Below are 17099 nucleotides of genomic sequence, written 5' to 3'. Positions count from 1 at the left end.
ACCCCACAAAGCTGGTTAGTTAGGAGGTCTGCTTGCTGAAGGTGTGTCTAATACCTATAGTCAGGAGTTCGGAACGACAGATTTTGTGCACGAGACCGGTGGCTAACCAGACTTGGTCACCAGCATTGAGAGGATGTCACAGAAGACATCTGAGTTCGAGCCGGCCATCAGGCGGCTCGAACGCCAAGCTGCCGAATTGATACCCAAAGACACTGATCTCCTAACCGTTGTCACTGAGTTTGCGTTCACTGATACGCCTGTATCAGGTCCAGCTGAAAACGGGTGGGAGGCGCAGTACGGATATCGTCCGATGGTGCGAGCGTTCTACTGCAAAGAACTCGCGGGATTACCACCACAGAACTGTACGAGTATCTCACCGACGCCGAGCGTGCCCGCACGCTCGGCTTCAACCCCGACCAATTCGCGGCTGACAAGACTGCTCCAGACCGAACCACACTCGGCCGTGCATGGCATGACCGGTTCTCTGATCGGCTCACATCCTTCATTACACAGTCCGCAAAACGCATCCTCGCGGTTGCCCACGATATGGGCAACCCGCTCGGAATGCGCGAACTCGAACCAACTGACAAAGGCGACTGTTCGAACCGCTCAGAACAGCGCTACATCACCGAGAAAGTCAAGGACGTGACCGATACACTCTGTCAGATCGTGTTCCCCGCGATTGACCTTGACCGTCCCGATGCCGGAACGCGGTATGTCGATACTGCGTTCCTCGATCTCCAGAGCTACCTCGGATTAACCGGGACAGCTGCCAACCAAGGCAGCCGGATATTCGACGAGGAAACCACTCGTGATGCTGGTGGTCCTGCCGGCGATACGCATCTCCAATACATCAAGCAACTCGACGCGATTGAGATCGCGTCGATGGCCAACGGTGCGATTGGTGAGATGGTATGGGCTGCTGAGCAGTACTATTCGATAGATCGCCACGCCGACGTGGCGATCGACATCACCTACGTCGCATACTACGGTGACCGTGATGAGTTTCAGATGAGTCCCGGCGCTCCACCGAGCAAGTCCTACTCGTGGTGTTACAAGATGGCAACGATTTCGGTCGTTGGTGAGGAAGTGAAATTCACGCTCGGGATGCGGCCGCTTCGCGGCTACATCCCTCGAAGCGTCCTCGTTGAGCAACTTCTTGATATAGCAAGTGATCATGTCTCGCTTGGAACGGTGTATGCCGATGCCGAATTTGACGGCATCGGCGTCGTCAAGACGCTTGAAGAGAAGCGTCTCTCCTACTTGATCCGAAAGTCATCGGACAACCGCGTTGATCGGTTTGTCGCCGCTATGGATCACGAAGTAGCAGTCAAGCAATCCCACGAGATGGAGAAGACGAGTGGAGGGGAATCTGTGACGGTCACCCCGACCCTGGTCGGAGTTCCCTCGACTCGGAAGGAAGATACGACGGTGACGTTCGTGACGAATCTCCAGGTGAGCGATGGCACGAAAGCAGCACGCGGGCGTACCCGCCGTGTCATGGGGCGGTACGCCCGCAGGGGGGAATTGAGAACAGCTACAAGTCAATCAAAGATTTTCTGGCGTGGACAACATCACGGAACACGGCTGTGAGGGTGTTTTACTTCGGATTTGCAGTGATTCTCTACGATATGTGGTTAGTCGTTGACTTGCTGGTACAGATCAGTCTCGATATTGAACAGCGGTTGAAGCCGCGCGTGCCTGCACGAACGTTCCTGAATATCGTGCGCAAGGAGATGCCTGTGACGTAGGCGTTCCGCCGGGCGGAACGCCGACTTGTGAGAGACATCTCTACGCAATCTGGCTATTTTCGCTGCAACATCAGTCGAAATCGACGGATCAGCTCGCTGCCAACCTCGTCGAATGGTTCGTGCACAGTTTCTTCAAAGTCTTCCAGCTGTGATTCTGATAATTTTTGTTTTCTCCCAGCTCGTTTATCATTAGACACGGCCTGCTCAAACGACTCGTCGGTGTCGAGTCGCTTGAGCCAGCTGTAGATTGTCCGCCGCTGAACATCGTACCGCTCAGATAGCTCAGTTTGCGAAACACCGTTTTTGAACGCGATTGCGGCTAAGGGTCGCTGTGTCGGCTTCTTCTCGTCCACGTTGTCGAGGGCGTCTTGTAATTCCTCGACGGAGATCTCGTCGAGATAATTCACTACATACTGCAGCAGTCTTCGAGTAAAAATTTCTACCGATTATTATAGCGACGCCCCGGCGAGGCGGGCGTCGCTTCTGGTGGTGGCCGTACAAGGAGTTCATCAATATGGTTCCCCGGGCTGCGTGGACGGCCCTCGCGGTGCGTCGGGCCGTCCCCGATGACCGGCCACCGGACGACCGGTTCAACCGGTAATCGCCGACCGAGGACGCCGTCTTGTGGGTGGCAACGCTGCCGCTGTCGGCGGCTGATCGCCGCCGACAGCGGTAGCTCCGTCTTCGATTAGCGTTCTTCCACCACTATCGACAACTCATTCCAACAGAACGGGAGAGTCAGGCCAGCTTAACTGGCGATACTTTGTGAGGTACTGATAATTATCACTTAACCATTACTGAATAGAAGGCGTAGGCTGGGTTTAGACGGTAGTAATATTGTCATTATATCGGATTAGCGAGGTATCAAAGCGTGCACAGTCGATTATGCGCTCAAAACTAGCCCGCTCCACCGAATGATGTGTGGCTGTTTGTAAAAAAGGTATGATAAACGAGCCGAAAGAACCTGTTAAGTCAGCTTTGCACGTTAGCCTCAGCTATTGAGTGAACGAAGAGGTGGTCAATCTCGTTCATGAGATCATCGACGCCACGATCATCGTCGTCTCGAACCCATGAGAAAAGGTTGTAGACGGCTTCCTTCAGGGAATGTTCGAGGTTCGCTCGAAGCGATGGCGCTTTCGAGCGAACCGTTCCCAAGGCGCTCGATTCAGGATCAAGGCGAACGAGACTGTAGGCAGCCATCAGAAGGTGCCAGTGCCGACTGGCACCTTCGTCATACTCACGGACATAAGTACATGAAGAGATCTGGAACTTCAATCCGATTGAGTGCAGAGAGCGCAGCATCACGAAGAGCGTCGAGGGTGTCGAACAGACGGTTGCCAATTTCTTGATCGAGCTGTCGCCAGCACTCTTCCGCGGGGTTCAGCAGAGCTGAACCCCGCGGAAGGGCTTTGGTGAATCGCTGTAAGGCGGCGGGATAGGTCGTCAAATCAAAGGAAGTGAAGCGGGAAATCGGCGATGATCTATGTCGAAGATCTCCCGCTTCACGAGCAAAGCGGTGTCGTTGGCTAAAAATGCTGTTGGTGGCCGAGGCGAAGCCGCCGCCCCCGAAGGGGGTGGGGACTTCGCCGACTACGCCGTCGTTTCGCTCCACTGTCTCCGGATTTACCTAGAGAAATCCTACCGCGAGGCGCTTGATCTGCTGAGTGAGATGCCACAAATAGTGGCCGATATCGGCCTTGATCCGGGCGATCTCCCGCATCACTCGACGCTAGTAAAGGCGTTTGATAGGTTAGAGATGAAGATCTGGCGAGTGCTGCTGCGCCTTTCGGCGCAGCTGCACGACACCGCCGATCACGCTGCGATGGACGCGACATTCTTCGACCGTGAAACCGCTAGCAAGCACTACTGTCGCCGGACGAACTACCGCGTTCAAACGCTGAAAACGACCGCGCTCGTCGATACGAAAACACAAGCTGTGCTCGACGTTCACTGTACGACCAAGAAACGTCATGACACGCAGATCGGCTGGCAACTCGCCCTCCGCAACGCGGGCGAGATTGCCAGCCTCGCCGCTGACAAAGGCTACGATTGGAAGCGCTTACGCGAGAAATTGCGCGAAGAGGGCGTGAGACCGCTGATCAAGCACCGTGAGTTCCGACCTATCGACTGCGCGCATAACGCGCGCATCGATGGGTCTCTATACGGCCAAAGAGTACTGTCTGAGACCGTCTTCTCGACGATCAAGCGGACGCTCGGCCACGCGGTGCGTGCCCGAGCATGGTACCACGAATTTCGTGAGATCGTCCTGATGTGTGCGGTCTACAACATCAAGCGAGCCGTGAAACAGTGAAATCAACCGCCTTCTGGCGATTCACCAGAGCCCGCGGAAGGGAACACAGTTCGATCAGCGTGTCTTCGGCGAATTCCTGCACAGCGTTGGCCGTGAAATACGAGCCGTTGTCCAAGACAACGCAGATTTTCTCTCCGAACTCGGTTTGGAGGGCGTCTAGCAAGCGAATCGTCGTATCGCTGTTGAAGTTCTCGGCACAGGGCAGAAAGAACGCCTCGCCGGAATCGCTGACTGCACCGAGTAGCTTGATGCTGTCCCACGCGTTCGTCACCGGCAGTGACGGGCGCTCTCCTTCCGGAAACCACGCACAGGTCAGCGTCGAGAGTACCTGTCGCGTCTGATCGATGGTCAGGATGGTGTATTCGTCGTCCAGGTCGTTGTGCTTTTTTTTGAATCCTTCTTGCCAGGCTTCTTGGGCTCTCTCGTCGGATTTGTGGAACTCCGGCCGGGCTGTCTTCCAGGACAGCCCGGCCCCGGACATCAATCGCCGGACGTGGTGTTCACAGTACTCAACGTCGAATTCCTCGGCGAGATAGTGACGCGCCAGTGGAACAGACCACGCGGGCGCGTCATATCCGACTTCCTCAGGTGGGTCGTGGAGTGCTTCAACGAACTGTTCGTGCTGTTCGTCGGAGAGTCCCGTTGGTCTGCCTTCACGTGGTTCGTCGTAGACAACCGCCTCGAACGGCTAAGTTTCGAGCCGTTCGAGGCGGTTGAACCACTTCGAAGCCCACCCTTCGGAGTAGCCGTAGAGTTCTGCTGCGTCTTCTTGCGTAACGTCGCCGAACTCTTTGTACGTGATTGCAGCCATCAGACGCTCCGACGCAGCAGCTTCTTCGACCTGTTCCAACACCTAACGGAGATGATCCGCTGAGACGTTCTCCAACGTCACCGTATGGAGGTTAGATACGCGAACCTCATGAAATTTTAGCCTTCAGTATCAGTCTGCATCTCGCAATCTCCCAATCCGAGATCCTGCTTCGAGTCCTCAAAGAACGTCTCAATGCGCCAGCGCATTCCGTAGGAGCGAATAATGTGCTCGGTCGGTGCGTCGATCTTGTTCGTGGCGAGGTACTTGATCGGATCCTTTTCGTCTTCGTCGGTCCCTTTCTCCGCAATGACCAGCTTCAGGTCTCCCAGTTGGGAGACGGGAAGCTTCTTCGTCCAGATGTGGTAGGTTTCGTCTTCGATGTTGCGTTCGACGTGTTGATGCGCTCTGCCAGCGCATTGACGCGGATTTCTTCTCCACCGTAGGTTACCTGTCGGTTGCTCCGGAGCGGACCGATCCAGTCCTTGCCATGGGATTCGATGTGTTGGGGAAGGCCAGAATCGTGGGCGAACTACGAGTCAAAGAGGTAGGTGGCCGCAGGCACACCCACCTCTTGTTTGAGTTCGGTGACAATCTCGCGAGCGAGATCGTACTTGCTGTCGTGGTCTTGGTCGTCTTCGTCCTGTTTTCATAGAGGCGGAAGGTGAGCGGGTGGGCGGTTTTGCCGTCGGCGTAGAAGGCGTAGATGAGGTCTTGGCCCCAGACAGTGTCACCTTCGGTGTGATCGTAGAAGTGGCCGACTCTGGGGACTTCGTCCCCGGTTTTCTCAGTGATCGTACCGTCGAGGATAATGTAGCCATCCGTTGCCCAGCGTGTTTCACCGTGTTTCTGGAGTTGTTCAAGCCGGTCGTGGTTGAATTGCTGTTCGTCCCAGTCTCATTCGGTGAGGATCTTGTTGAGAGCACGTTTGCCTTGGACTGGAAGGACTTTGCGTGCGATGCCTGCCACGGTTTTGTTGCTGGCCGCAACAAGACCTGTGGCGTAGGTTTTCGCATAATGACGCTGTGCTGGTGACAGCGATTCAAACTCGTCAAACACTTGCATACACGAGAAGGGGTCCGTAATCGGCATTACCTGTTCTTGCTACCGCCTACGTCACGCTCTCACTTCAACGTGGAAAATAAGGTTAAGAAAGACAGTTCGTTACTCTGACAACCGTGCCCGGATATGAGTATTAACTGGAGATTGGCCCATGCTATCATCAATTACTTCAATGATCTCGTATCCAATACTGCTTAGAATATCACATACCTCGTTATGATTATTGTGTGTCTCGACAAGCAAAACAGAGGGTCTTACATCCATCTTCTGTAAGATTGTTGTCTCTGCACCTTCACAATCCATCTCGTACACATCGGCATAGGGAAGTTCAGTTGGTAACATCCTATCAACTTTGGATGGTTGTTTATGGGTAAAATTCGAATGGCCTACCTCCCCAACTACCGCCAATTCTACATCAATCTTGTCACTACAATCGTTTAGTTCAATTGTCCGTTTCAATATCCGATATGTGGGTTTGGACTGTTCGAAAACTGTCACTTCCCCATTAGTCTCTTTGCACGCTGCTACTGCTGTGACACCAAGGCCACCACCTATAATGACCACATCGTCTCCTTTTTTAGCGTAAGTTCTGATCGACTCAACCTCAGCATGCTCATATTCAGGGTCATTCTCTATTGGATATGGTGGATCGTAATAGGGAATGTATTTATCGATTTTGCTGATATATACTGATACAACAATGTTATTTAGATTCACTTGCCGCAGTTCACTTGACATGAAACGCACCAAGGAATATACGGCACTTTTGTACCTCGAATGTGCCTTATATCGGATGTACGATTGGGCTCTGTTTAGTAAACTTAATAAACCGTGGTCAGAGTATATTTTCCGAGCCTTATCTGGTAAAGACTGTTCTACCATTGAATGTTGAGAGAATTGACCCACAGGCTATTAACGATTCTGGATATAGATCCGTGGGTTCGGAAGCACAGTGGCTTGGCCTTGTTTAGATGCTCGGAAACGGTGGGTAGAGCGCTTCTCTTCTAATTGGCGTCCTGGCTGGGTCGCGAAAGCGATGACAGAAGTGCCAAAGTCGGCTACAAATCGGCCCAGTAAGCTGAATAAACAGCTATAATCGCTTGAATAGTCTCAGCAGATTTCCGATTAAAATCCTGAAAAACGTCAGATCCGCTATCACCTCCAAGATTTAGCGTCGAAACAGGGCCTTGTAAAGTACTGAAATTAGTATATACGAGTGATTCTTATCTGAACATCCCCATTTACTCACTACTGCCGATCTAACCGTATACCATAACAAAATTTCTGTTTTTGCTTTTTTTGCCCATGGTATACTCATACTCATTTGGTTCTCCAAACTTTTCAATGATTTTCTCCGGGGAAATACCCTTTCCATCTGAAAAATCGTTGCTTTTTGAATTATGCTCGAGTATAATGAGCTTTTTATTTTTACTTAGGCATGTATCTAAAAGGTATGCAAATTTATCAAATGACATACCATGTCCTAAGAGGATGTGGAAAAAAATCGTGTTGGCGTTATTAATATATTTATTAAGGTCATAATATACTATTTTTGTGGTGTTTGATAGATGAGTAGATGATTCAATCTGTGCTTCTTCATTTACAAGTTCAATAGTCTTTCCCTCACGATGTTTATTTACAATGCTAAATGCATCCCAGTGAGACGTTCTCAATCTCTTATCATATGAATTTTTGAAAAATGGAGATCTATTATCCTCCCACACTTGAATATTATGAGATTCATCGACAGTATGTTTGAGATACCATATCTTGTCAGCCAATTGTGGCTGAATATGTGACCAAAAGTAATTATGGCCAAGAATATTTGAAAGCCAGAGATGATGTTCGTAATAGCTATATTCCATTAAAATCTGATGTATCAAATCAGAATTTATAACTCTAGGAAACATTATCCAATCGTTATCGCTTAGTGTTTCACGTACATTTTGATAAGCCTCCTCAGACGACAAAAAACCATCTTTTCTGTATATGGGCATAATAGCGTGAAAATACTGTAAAGAATCGATGAAGTCCATTTCATTTAAAATTAGGCTAGTAAAGACACGTAGATCCCCAACCACATCCTTGCCAAATTCTTCAAAAGCGACCCCTACTTTTTGCTTATTTTGAGTGACAACATCATAATCTAAGAAAGACTCATGAACTCTTGACAACGGCTCAGGAGATTTTGATATTTCCCAAAATTTATTTTCTATGGAAAGTACCTCTCTATCGTTCAAAGACTTTGAACGGTCAATTTTTTCAATTATCTTTTCGATGCCAGATTTTTCTCTTCCAAATAAATTAGCCAAAAAAGCGATCCGAGAGTCATTTTCTATTATCAATTTTATTAATAAGTTTAGGTAAATAAGTTGATTTGGGTTGGGGTCTACAAAGAAAATCACGTCTGGTCGGAGATTTGCCAGGACGTCAAGCGACATAACTGTTCCGGTTGTGGTTAAAATCTGTGGTCGGCCTGTTGTAGTTTTGCCTAGATCTTTGGGTAAATCGTCGTTACTAGTTGGATACACAGTAGTAGGATCAAAAGGCAGATTTAATTCTGTCAGACGACTCCCTTTTAATAGTTCACTTTCATTATTTTTATATAAATAATGTATGGCAGTAGGGGTATCGTATTCATTGACATATTGCCATTTAAGAAAATGCCTACAAAAAGTGTCGGGAAATTTATGCTTATATTTTATTGCAGTTTGATAATGTACAGGGGTTCCAGCCTTTCTCAGAAAACTTTTCATCGCTTCAATTGATGGATTTTTCATCGGATAGTCAACTATATACAGCCTATAATAAAATTAGTGTCGAAGTCTGCTGTGTTGAATAGATGCTGAGTCCATACGTCTTTAGCTAAGAGAAGAACCGCAGTACAGCAGTAGCTTATCGAGGCTTCTTTTCGAGAGGAACGAGGAGGCGGAAAGTGTGCACCAAGACGCCTCCTCATCGAGAATTATGCGTCGGCTCACTACACTGTTTCCCTCCGAGTTCCTCGAAGAGCACGCCGAGGAAAATAGTACTTAGCGTAACTTCTGGAGATACCCGCCGAGGAATTCGTCAATCCAAGAGGCTGCGAAGCTCAGCTGGGTAGTTAGTTGTTCGAAAAGTTCCGAGAGGAGAGTGCGGTATTCTGCCGCACTCTCCACGATCAGTGGTGAGGCTTCCCATTTGAGACTCTTCCAGACTTGCTCAATCGGGTTGAGATCCGGTGAGCCAACTGGGAGAAAACGAGGTCGATGCCAAGTTGATGAGCCCGTTTACGCGTGTACTCGCACACGTGCGACGAGAAGTTATCCAAGATGAGCAGAATCCGTTGGCCCGGATTCTGCTCGCGGATCCTTTCGAGACACTCACAGATCTGTTCTTTCTCTTGATTGGCCGGAAACTGAACGACACTCTCACCAGAAAGAGCATAGAACCCGACCGCTGGTTCGTCTAACTTCACCAGCGGTCGGGTGATATGCGGATTATCTACGGTATGGAGCCGCTGTGAGTTGTCCCACGGCTGTGGATGCGATGTGTCGAGAAATCCAAGGACGGTTCCGCCATCTGTGCAAATTTCCTCGTCAACGACCCATCCTTCCTCATCGTCTCCATCGCGTTTGTTGTGCGGAGTGTCATCAGACTCCTCGTCGAACACGTCAGCGACGCGTTCGTCGAGAATCTCTTCGGCGTTTTCTGGTCGTGATGGACGCTTTGTCCGTGGAATTGCGTAGGAGAGGCCAAGCTCTTCGAGGAACGTACTCAGATAGACCGGGTGGAACTCTACGTCGAATTCCTCGTTGATGAGGTGTTGTATTTCCTGTTTCTTCCACGGTTGTCCGTCACGAAGCAGTTCCAAGAGATGTTCGCGTTGGTCCTCGCCGAGCTTCGGGGGCCTGCCGCCCCCGAAGTTTGGCATCAGAAGGCCGATCCGCCCTTGTTCCACCGGTGCGCCCAGCGTGTTCCTGTCCCGGAGGACCTGCCGACATCGTCTGCAGCGTCCTCCAGCGTTGCTCCCTTATAGATCCGTTTGATGAAGATCAGCCGTTCAGTGAGTTTCTCATTAGTAGACCCCGAAAGGAGCCGGTCGGGATCGTCCTCACTGAGGTGACGGACGATATCTTTGCGGCGATCTCCAGACATACTCTCATGTCAGATGCCACCTCCATAACTTCCCCTGACCACTATTAACTCGGCGTGGTCGAGCGAGAGGGCAAGCTTCAGATTCCTGTCCTCGTGTGGGCGCTCGTGTTCGGCTTCGCCGCAGGCGAGAGCCGAACACTCGCTGGGTTCAGACGGTGCTACAACGCTACAGCTGACGAACCGGTCTCTTCAGGCGGTTTCTATCACCGGTTGACACCAACTCTTGCAGAGTATCTCCGCGACCTCGTCGAGCAATCGCCGCGAGCCCTCGGTCAGTGTAGTCTTTGCGCGTGTTGTGGGCGGTTTGTGGGTGACAGCCGACGTGCTCACTGACGTTCCATCAGTGAGCACGTCATCAGCTTTCAGAAGGATGCGTGCGCGTGTATTAGGATCGAGAAGTCCGTTCACCAGTAGAAATGAACGATTCGAGCGTCTTCCGGTCTTCGTCGCTGAGATTGACGATGTACTTCTTTGCTCCCATTCCTGTAGATACGCGCCCAGAGAAGATAACACTATACGTTCACGGTTGAAGCTACACTAAGTCGACATAACCAAATATGTTGATGAGCTAATCGCAATATGCCTTCGCTTCAAATTAAATTATTCATGCACTCTTTTAGAGGTGGTGGTGCTGAGAAGATAATGGTGCGAATTGGGAATGAATTATCTAATAGAGGTCACAAAGTTGAATTACTTCTTGTGGAAAATAATGGCCCATATAAATCTCTTGTAAATCCCGAACTACGTGTAGCAGAAATAGGCGGCAAAAATATATATCAGATATTTTATAATTTATGGGGATACCTTTCAGAAAAAAATGATTTAGATGTGTTACTTTCAACACTAGAAATACCTAATATTGTCTCCCTTACTGCATCATATTCGTCAAACACCATTCCGGTAGTTCTTCGCATAGCGAACACTAATTCGATGAAAGAGCGTTCTGGTAAGTATAGAATAATTCCAGTATTAAAAAAATTTGTATATCCATATGCGGAGTCAATCATAACAGTTTCTGAAGATGTAGCTCACGACTTACCGGATACTATTAGTCAAGACAAAATTGTAACAATAAATAATCCCTCGTACCATTCAAAAATTCTGAAACTAGCACAGGAACCAATTGATCACGACTGGATAAATGATCCTGAAAAGGATGTTGTAATCAGCGTGGGAAATTTGAAACCACAAAAAGATTATTCAACTCTAATTCGGGCAATTCGGGATCTTAACCAAGAGGATAGAAGATTTCTTGTAATTTTAGGTAAAGGAAATCTTAAGAAGGACTTGGAAAATTTGGCAGAAGAATTGGATGTTCGCGATCGAATATCTTTTCCAGGATTTGTAGATAACCCTTATGCATATATGTCGAAATCAGATGTCTTTGTACTTTCGTCTGCTTGGGAAGGATTTCCAAACGTAGTTGTTGAGGCAATGGCCTGTGGGACACCTGTAGTATGTACTGACTGTCCTGGCGGCTCATCAGATATTCTTAACGATGGGATGTATGGAACACTTGTACCTGTTGGTGATCATCACGCAATAGCTGAAGCAATTAATTCCATGCTTTTAAATCCAACAGATGATATTGAGTTGATCTCTCGTGCTAAAGAATTCTCTATTGATAAAATATGTGACGATTACGAGAGGGTTTTGATTTCTGCTGCTAATTAGTTAAATATTCTGAATCCTCAGTTAAATTTTTGTTCATCTTGGAAATAATAATGATTCGAAATCCCAGCCGATTATAACCAGGAAAGAGTTCATCATCATACAATCTTTTTATTATATCTGTTATCACTCGTGGGGTGTTTTTTTTAATAATCCTTTTAAAATCTAGTTTGAGATGGGTAGTTGATGATGAATTCGATACTCGAATGCGCTTAGAAATATATATGATCAATTCTGGAGGTAGTTCTGTCGATCTAATTGCCTCCTCAAGTTCCGATTTCAAATATTTAACTGTATCTGTTCTAGTAAGAAATGTAGAGAGATCGGGATTTGCGCTTGTTGTCGCGTACGGTATCTTAGGTGTGATAGAGTCGACGTATTTTGTAAACAGTCCTTTGCTATCCCGTAGTTCGCTTGGTAGTTGACGAACGCATGAAATGATTTCCTTTGATAGTAGAGGATTGCTTAACTCCACATACGGAGACTTTAGCGTATTTAGCGCAGCTAATGTCGTCGGGATTCGAACCTCTTGATATAGCCGATCTCGCCAATCCCCGAGATGCTCTTTTTCATTCCTACGTAGATAATCTGGTAATTGCTGGTTCGCTATATCAAACTTATCCAGCTCAGATATGTCAGAAACAGTTGTTAAACCAATCCCCCTTCGAACATATTTTTCTGCAGTCAATCGTGTTATACTTGGTACCCATCCAAATCCCTCATCGCCGCGAATGATCTGCTTGGTGCCTTGGGCGTGAAACTCATCCCATAACGCAAATCCATCAAGATATCCTGAGAGATGATCGATCCGACCTTCCCCAGCCGTAATAAATCGGTCAATAACGACATTAACTGGGACAGTGTCCGTCCTGATTGGCTTGAACTGATGTCCAACAGCGTATGAATCAGCAAGTCGTTTCGCAACGGCTGCGTCGCTTAGATCAGTCTCAATAGACTGTGGAGTTCCCCAGGTTAACGTTTTGATTTCCGGATACTGATTGGAGAAGTGATGAAGAAGTATTCTGCTATCATATCCACCCGAAAGAGTGAGAACATCTGTATCGGTGGATACTGGCCATGCTGAGAGTGTGTCTTCAATTGTGTTCACTAGGGCTCGGTAGTGCTCATCGAAAGATCGTGAAACTGTCTCAAAAGTTGCTGGATGATAGTCAGTCTCCCAGCTCCACGACTCTCGATCTAATCTCAAAATAGAGTTTGGTCGTAGTTGCTCAACTTCCTTTGCCCAAGAGCGATATGGTCCGAGCGTGCCCGAAGAGAGCATCCAGGCCTGTGTCTGTGGATCTGGAGTATATTGCTGAAGGAAGGTAACAACAGCACGTTGTAATGTTGAAGCGACGAACAGCCCATTGGTGGATCCATACCAAATCGTCCGTGAACCAACGATATCAGAGACGAATTCAGTATTTTTAGCGTCGTTCCGAAAGATGGCATAACTCCCTGAAGGATGCTGTGTATCGGGAGTAGCCCACTCTTCGTCAAGGATAGTTCCTAATCCAATGCTGTCATTACGTCGGTGAACACCGCGTGGATTCAACACCCCAATCAGATATCGATCCCCCTCAATAATGAGTGGAGGATCAGGTGAGACATTATCAGGTAACACTCGTTCAGAGAGACGCTCAATATTATCTGCGTTAACCCTCTCGGGTTTTGTTCGGAAGCAAATTTGTATTACCTCAGCCATCGTTAGAAAGCCCCATTTGGTTTTGTTTGTTCATCTTGCTGAGTTCGATAAGGAGTGTTTGCCACTTTGAGCTTGTTGATTCGAGACAGTACCGTTCTTCGATTTGTTCTCTCCCGCGTGTTCCCATCGTGCTGGCGAGGGTGTTGTCGGTAGCAAGTTCAATCAGCGACGCGACCCAGTCGTTATCAGTTTTCGCATGAAAGCCGTTATACTCGTGTTCAGCAATTTCAGCATTAACACCGACGGGCGATGCTACAACGGGTTTTCCGCATCCCATATACTGGATCAGCTTGAGACCACATTTCCCGCGCTCCCACGGCGTGTCCTCAAGTGGCATGATCCCGACGTCAAATGAGGTGATATCGTCTATTTCACTCTCTTCGGACCATTCTCGAACCTCGAACGGAACGCCCGAAAGCTTCACATCTCCTGAACCGACAAGCACTACACGAGCATCGCGGTCCTGACACACTTCCCGTAACGCGGGAGCGATTCCTTCGACATACTGTGCTGTCGTCGGCGAACCGATCCAGCCGATCGTAAACGGCCCTTCGTCGTCGGGCGGTACGTGGGGATAGCGGTCAAGATCGATCACGGTCGGGATGATCTCCACACGAGATGCATCCGCCTTTCGAGCCCGGGAGGCAAGATACTCGTTACCTGCAACGACTGCGTCAGCCCTACGCATCACGATATCGATCTTCTGGCCGAGAAGCCGCCGAACGATCGGGTTATCGGAGAGATCGTAGTTATGAAAGACGGCGTCATCGTAATCGACGATATACGGTGTTTCGAGACGACTCAAAAGGCGCTCGAACACTGCGGGCACATATGGTAATAATTCCTTTTCGACGACAACCACGTCGTGTGTACGGACTTCCATCAAATCTCGAAGCCGGCCAATATACCCCTGGATCACTTCCCCGAGTGGCCGCGATCCCGTCTCGTACAGCACTTCGAGGTATTTATTCGAGAACAACGGTGCGTGTGTACATCGAATGCCAACATCCTCGAAGTGTGGGAAGTACTGTAAGGATCGATACCGGCTACTGGGCCCCTTCCGATCGTACTTCGTCAAAAATAGTACATCCATATCAGTCACTATTGAGCACCGATCGGTAGATCTCATCGTATTTGTTCACGCCAGTCTCAAGTGAGTAATATGACTCGGCGACACTTCTACACCGTTCAACGATTTCTGAATCCGAGTGCAACGCGAGTAACGATTCTATCGCTTGCTGTTTCGCTTCGGTATCAAAGGAATCGATCGCTATCCCCACGCTATTCCCTTCCAGAATTGATTCGACGTCACCGACAGCCGCATTACTCAAACACGGGATGCCACAAGCCAGAAATTCGCCCATCTTCGTTGGGGATGTCCCCTTCTTCGAGAATGTCGGCTTATAAAAAAAGATCCCCGCATCCGTGTGATTCATCTCGGCAGGTACTTCGGCGTGTTCGACGGTTTTAATCGACACAGCTTCCTCCTCAATATCGAACTCGGAAAGCCGTTCGCGGATGTATTCGTGATCACCACGATTGAGAATCCTGAGATGACTATCTGGTCGCTGCTCCAATAGAATCTCAAAACATTCGAGCACGTCATCGAACCGATACCACGTTCCAGCGGATCCGACGTAGCCGAGAACGAACCCGTCCTCACGATGATCCAGTTGTGGGGTAAAGAGATCGAGATCGACACAGGTCGGGATCTTCTCGAACCACATATCGTCGGTATCAACGTGATTAAACTCTTCGATCGCCCCGATTCCGGCTTCGGTCAGAGAAACGACGACATCTGCGTGTCGAAAGAACTGCGTTTCGAACCATTTCGCACTCCGGTAGAGCCGTCCATCAGCATCCCAGAGCCCGCCGTCGACGCGTTCGTCCGCCCAAAAGCCACGCATATCGAAGACGAATTCCGTCCCGAACAGTCGCTTACAGAGCAGCCCCAACACGGAGGCGACGTAGCTTCGGGTGTGAACGATCTCGATATCGTTCCGCCGAATGGCTCGAACACAGACATGAAAGCCGTTCAGTAAGTCCCAGATAGTGGCCGGCAGGGTCGGCGAATGATGGTATTTCAGGGGATGCCACTCGATGCCGGCCGATCCGACGGCCTCTTTGAGTGAGGCGACCCGCTCTGTATCCTCGAGATCTTCAGGCTTCTCGTAGGTTATCAGCGTAATATCGTGGGATTCAGCGAGTCGTAGTAGATACCGATAGACCTGAGATTGTCCGAGCGGCTCCAGTAATCCGGTATAGGAGATATAGAGAACGTGTCTTCGTTCAGAATCCACCATAGATCGGTATCTAATCCGAGTGATGGAGACAATAAAAACCCTTCAATTATACACGAAGTAGAACGAGAGCGACAAATCACCGAACCATTTTTTATGGCCCAGATTCCAGTACACGACACGTTTTGAAACGTAGATCGGAGGCCACCCAGGGACTGTGGATATTCCTCGTAGCCTTTGGTCTCCGACTCGTAGCCGCCGCGATAACGACGGTGACGAACCTTAATCCCGACTCACGCGCCGATGCGCGTGTATTTGCATCCACCGCCGAATACATCGCGGATGGCCTCCTGCAAGGACAATTTATCTTCCCCGATGTCTCAATTACCTTCCGATTGTGGGGCCTATTCCTTGCTCCGTTTTGGCTATTACCGGGCCCGAGCGGCTTCTATGGACGTGTTGGTAACGCCTTTCTCGGTGCATTTGCGATCTACAACGTCTATGTTATCGCTCGCTACTATCACTCCCACCAAGCGGGCGCTATCGCGGTCATCCCGCTCATATTCTATCCGAGTATCGTCGCGGTTCACAGCACACTCCTTCGTGAGGCGATCATTCTGTTCGGGATTACGACGGCGGTTCGTTTCGTGATCTGCCCGCCACAGAAACGCTTCAGATGGCTGTCGTACGGAATCGCCGTGATAGCTCTCTATGCGGCACATATCCACCGGCCCGATAACTTCATCATCTACATTGCGGCGTTCGGCGTCGGGGGGTTCGTCTACGCGTTCGAGTCGGGATATCTATCGAAACGAACGATCGGTATTACAGCGGCACTCTCGCCACTTCTCGTCATCGCCTCGTGGTCCTTCATCCAGTCCGGGTTAGAATACTTATCATATATCCGTGACGTACGTGGAGGCGGAAGAACTGATTACCTTCTCAACACGATCCCGCAAACGCTCCCCGAATTCGCCGCGTTCAGCTGGATCGGCGCAGCCTACTTCCTCTATGCCCCCTTCCCCTGGATGATCGAAACGATCCCTGACCTTCTGGTAAGCACCGAAGGCCTCATCACGATGGGATTTACCGTCGCCGCAGTGTGGGGTGTCAGAACACTCGCACAGCGAAACAAAGCGGTCACCGCCGCACTCGTTGTCGGTCTACTTCTCGCGGTTGTCTTCTACGGCGTCGGAACGGTGAACTACGGAACCGGCATGCGACACCGTCAGATGTTCAGTTGGATCATCTTTCTGTTCGGCGGGATCGGAATCGCCGAGCACGTGCGTTTTACCGGATTACCGACAATCACCCTAGAAAGAGACGAAGATAGAGACTAACAGCAACAGATCTCGCTAAAACTCGATTTTCTTCGAATCACTGTTCGGTCGTGGGTCATGATCGATCTCATGGG

At 49.4% G+C, this 17099-nt stretch carries 9 protein-coding genes and 8 pseudogenes; 6 read left to right on the top strand and 11 right to left on the bottom strand.

Features of this window, described 5'->3' with window-relative positions; all coding sequences use genetic code 11:
* The first annotated feature begins 133 nt into the window (after positions 1-133).
* Positions 134-1751, top strand: a pseudogene (locus KM295_RS06510) (transposase).
* A gap of 53 nt (positions 1752-1804) precedes the next feature.
* Here KM295_RS06510 and KM295_RS06505 read toward each other — a convergent pair.
* On the bottom strand, positions 1805-2158 hold the full coding sequence (locus tag KM295_RS06505; RefSeq protein ID WP_256029144.1) for a helix-turn-helix domain-containing protein: 354 nt from the start codon (positions 2156-2158) through the stop codon (positions 1805-1807).
* A gap of 44 nt (positions 2159-2202) precedes the next feature.
* Here KM295_RS06505 and KM295_RS06500 point away from each other — a divergent pair.
* A pseudogene (locus KM295_RS06500) lies at positions 2203-2352 on the top strand (ISH3 family transposase); the annotation flags it as partial.
* A gap of 371 nt (positions 2353-2723) precedes the next feature.
* Here the strand turns inward: KM295_RS06500 and KM295_RS06495 are convergent.
* Both KM295_RS06495 and KM295_RS06490 read right to left on the bottom strand, forming a co-directional pair.
* Positions 2724-2984 (bottom strand): annotated as a pseudogene (locus tag KM295_RS06495) (IS701 family transposase); the annotation flags it as partial.
* 4 nt (positions 2985-2988) lie between these two features.
* Positions 2989-3156, bottom strand: a pseudogene (locus tag KM295_RS06490) (IS630 family transposase); the annotation flags it as partial.
* A 78-nt stretch (positions 3157-3234) separates the two neighbouring features.
* Here KM295_RS06490 and KM295_RS06485 point away from each other — a divergent pair.
* Positions 3235-4062 (top strand): IS5 family transposase, encoded by an 828-nt coding sequence (locus KM295_RS06485; protein ID WP_256029143.1) that lies wholly within the window; start codon positions 3235-3237, stop codon positions 4060-4062.
* 31 nt (positions 4063-4093) lie between these two features.
* Here KM295_RS06485 and KM295_RS06480 read toward each other — a convergent pair.
* The 5 genes and pseudogenes from KM295_RS06480 to KM295_RS06460 form a co-directional block, all read right to left on the bottom strand.
* Positions 4094-4915, bottom strand: a pseudogene (locus KM295_RS06480) (IS630 family transposase); the annotation flags it as partial.
* Between the two features lie 86 nt (positions 4916-5001).
* Positions 5002-5962, bottom strand: a pseudogene (locus KM295_RS06475) (IS701 family transposase); the annotation flags it as partial.
* 72 nt (positions 5963-6034) lie between these two features.
* Complete coding sequence (locus KM295_RS06470; protein ID WP_256029142.1) at positions 6035-6670, bottom strand: hypothetical protein; 636 nt, start codon at positions 6668-6670, stop codon at positions 6035-6037.
* Positions 6671-7191: 521 nt separating this feature from the next.
* Complete coding sequence (locus KM295_RS06465) at positions 7192-8712, bottom strand: hypothetical protein (protein ID WP_256029141.1); 1521 nt, start codon at positions 8710-8712, stop codon at positions 7192-7194.
* 252 nt (positions 8713-8964) lie between these two features.
* Positions 8965-10069 (bottom strand): annotated as a pseudogene (locus KM295_RS06460) (IS630 family transposase).
* 48 nt (positions 10070-10117) lie between these two features.
* Between KM295_RS06460 and KM295_RS06455 the strand changes: the two are divergent.
* Both KM295_RS06455 and KM295_RS06450 read left to right on the top strand, forming a co-directional pair.
* Positions 10118-10321: pseudogene (locus KM295_RS06455) on the top strand (IS4 family transposase); the annotation flags it as partial.
* A gap of 327 nt (positions 10322-10648) precedes the next feature.
* Positions 10649-11743 (top strand): glycosyltransferase, encoded by a 1095-nt coding sequence (locus KM295_RS06450; protein WP_256029140.1) that lies wholly within the window; start codon positions 10649-10651, stop codon positions 11741-11743.
* Here the strand turns inward: KM295_RS06450 and KM295_RS06445 are convergent.
* The 3 genes from KM295_RS06445 to KM295_RS06435 all read right to left on the bottom strand — a co-directional run bounded on the left by KM295_RS06445 (position 11736) and on the right by KM295_RS06435 (position 15748).
* On the bottom strand, positions 11736-13445 hold the full coding sequence (locus tag KM295_RS06445) for an asparagine synthetase B family protein (RefSeq protein ID WP_256029139.1): 1710 nt from the start codon (positions 13443-13445) through the stop codon (positions 11736-11738). The genes KM295_RS06450 and KM295_RS06445 overlap by 8 nt on opposite strands.
* Positions 13438-14328, bottom strand: a complete 891-nt coding sequence (locus KM295_RS06440) for a glycosyltransferase family 4 protein (protein ID WP_256029138.1) — start codon at positions 14326-14328, stop codon at positions 13438-13440. Before KM295_RS06440 ends, KM295_RS06445 begins: the two co-directional genes overlap by 8 nt.
* A 211-nt stretch (positions 14329-14539) precedes the next feature.
* Complete coding sequence (locus KM295_RS06435; protein ID WP_256029137.1) at positions 14540-15748, bottom strand: glycosyltransferase family 4 protein; 1209 nt, start codon at positions 15746-15748, stop codon at positions 14540-14542.
* Between the two features lie 122 nt (positions 15749-15870).
* On the opposite strand from KM295_RS06435, the gene KM295_RS06430 reads away from it, so the two are divergent.
* Positions 15871-17025 (top strand): hypothetical protein, encoded by a 1155-nt coding sequence (locus KM295_RS06430; protein WP_256029136.1) that lies wholly within the window; start codon positions 15871-15873, stop codon positions 17023-17025.
* The last annotated feature ends 74 nt before the right edge of the window (positions 17026-17099 follow it).

This window comes from Natronomonas aquatica, assembly GCF_024449025.1.
Classification (GTDB): Archaea; Halobacteriota; Halobacteria; order Halobacteriales; family Haloarculaceae; genus Natronomonas; species Natronomonas aquatica.
The sequence above is the reverse complement of the archived record's forward strand: the minus strand, read 5'-3'. Positions and strand labels throughout refer to the sequence as shown.

Coding starts and splice junctions, on each gene's coding strand:
- KM295_RS06485 (WP_256029143.1), top strand. CDS start 3,235: ATGTCGAAGATCTCCCGCTTCACGAGCAAAGCGGTGTCGTTGGCTAAA.
- KM295_RS06470 (WP_256029142.1), bottom strand. CDS start 6,670: ATGTCAAGTGAACTGCGGCAAGTGAATCTAAATAACATTGTTGTATCA.
- KM295_RS06465 (WP_256029141.1), bottom strand. CDS start 8,712: ATGAAAAATCCATCAATTGAAGCGATGAAAAGTTTTCTGAGAAAGGCT.
- KM295_RS06450 (WP_256029140.1), top strand. CDS start 10,649: ATGCCTTCGCTTCAAATTAAATTATTCATGCACTCTTTTAGAGGTGGT.
- KM295_RS06445 (WP_256029139.1), bottom strand. CDS start 13,445: ATGGCTGAGGTAATACAAATTTGCTTCCGAACAAAACCCGAGAGGGTT.
- KM295_RS06440 (WP_256029138.1), bottom strand. CDS start 14,328: ATGGAAGTCCGTACACACGACGTGGTTGTCGTCGAAAAGGAATTATTA.
- KM295_RS06435 (WP_256029137.1), bottom strand. CDS start 15,748: ATGGTGGATTCTGAACGAAGACACGTTCTCTATATCTCCTATACCGGA.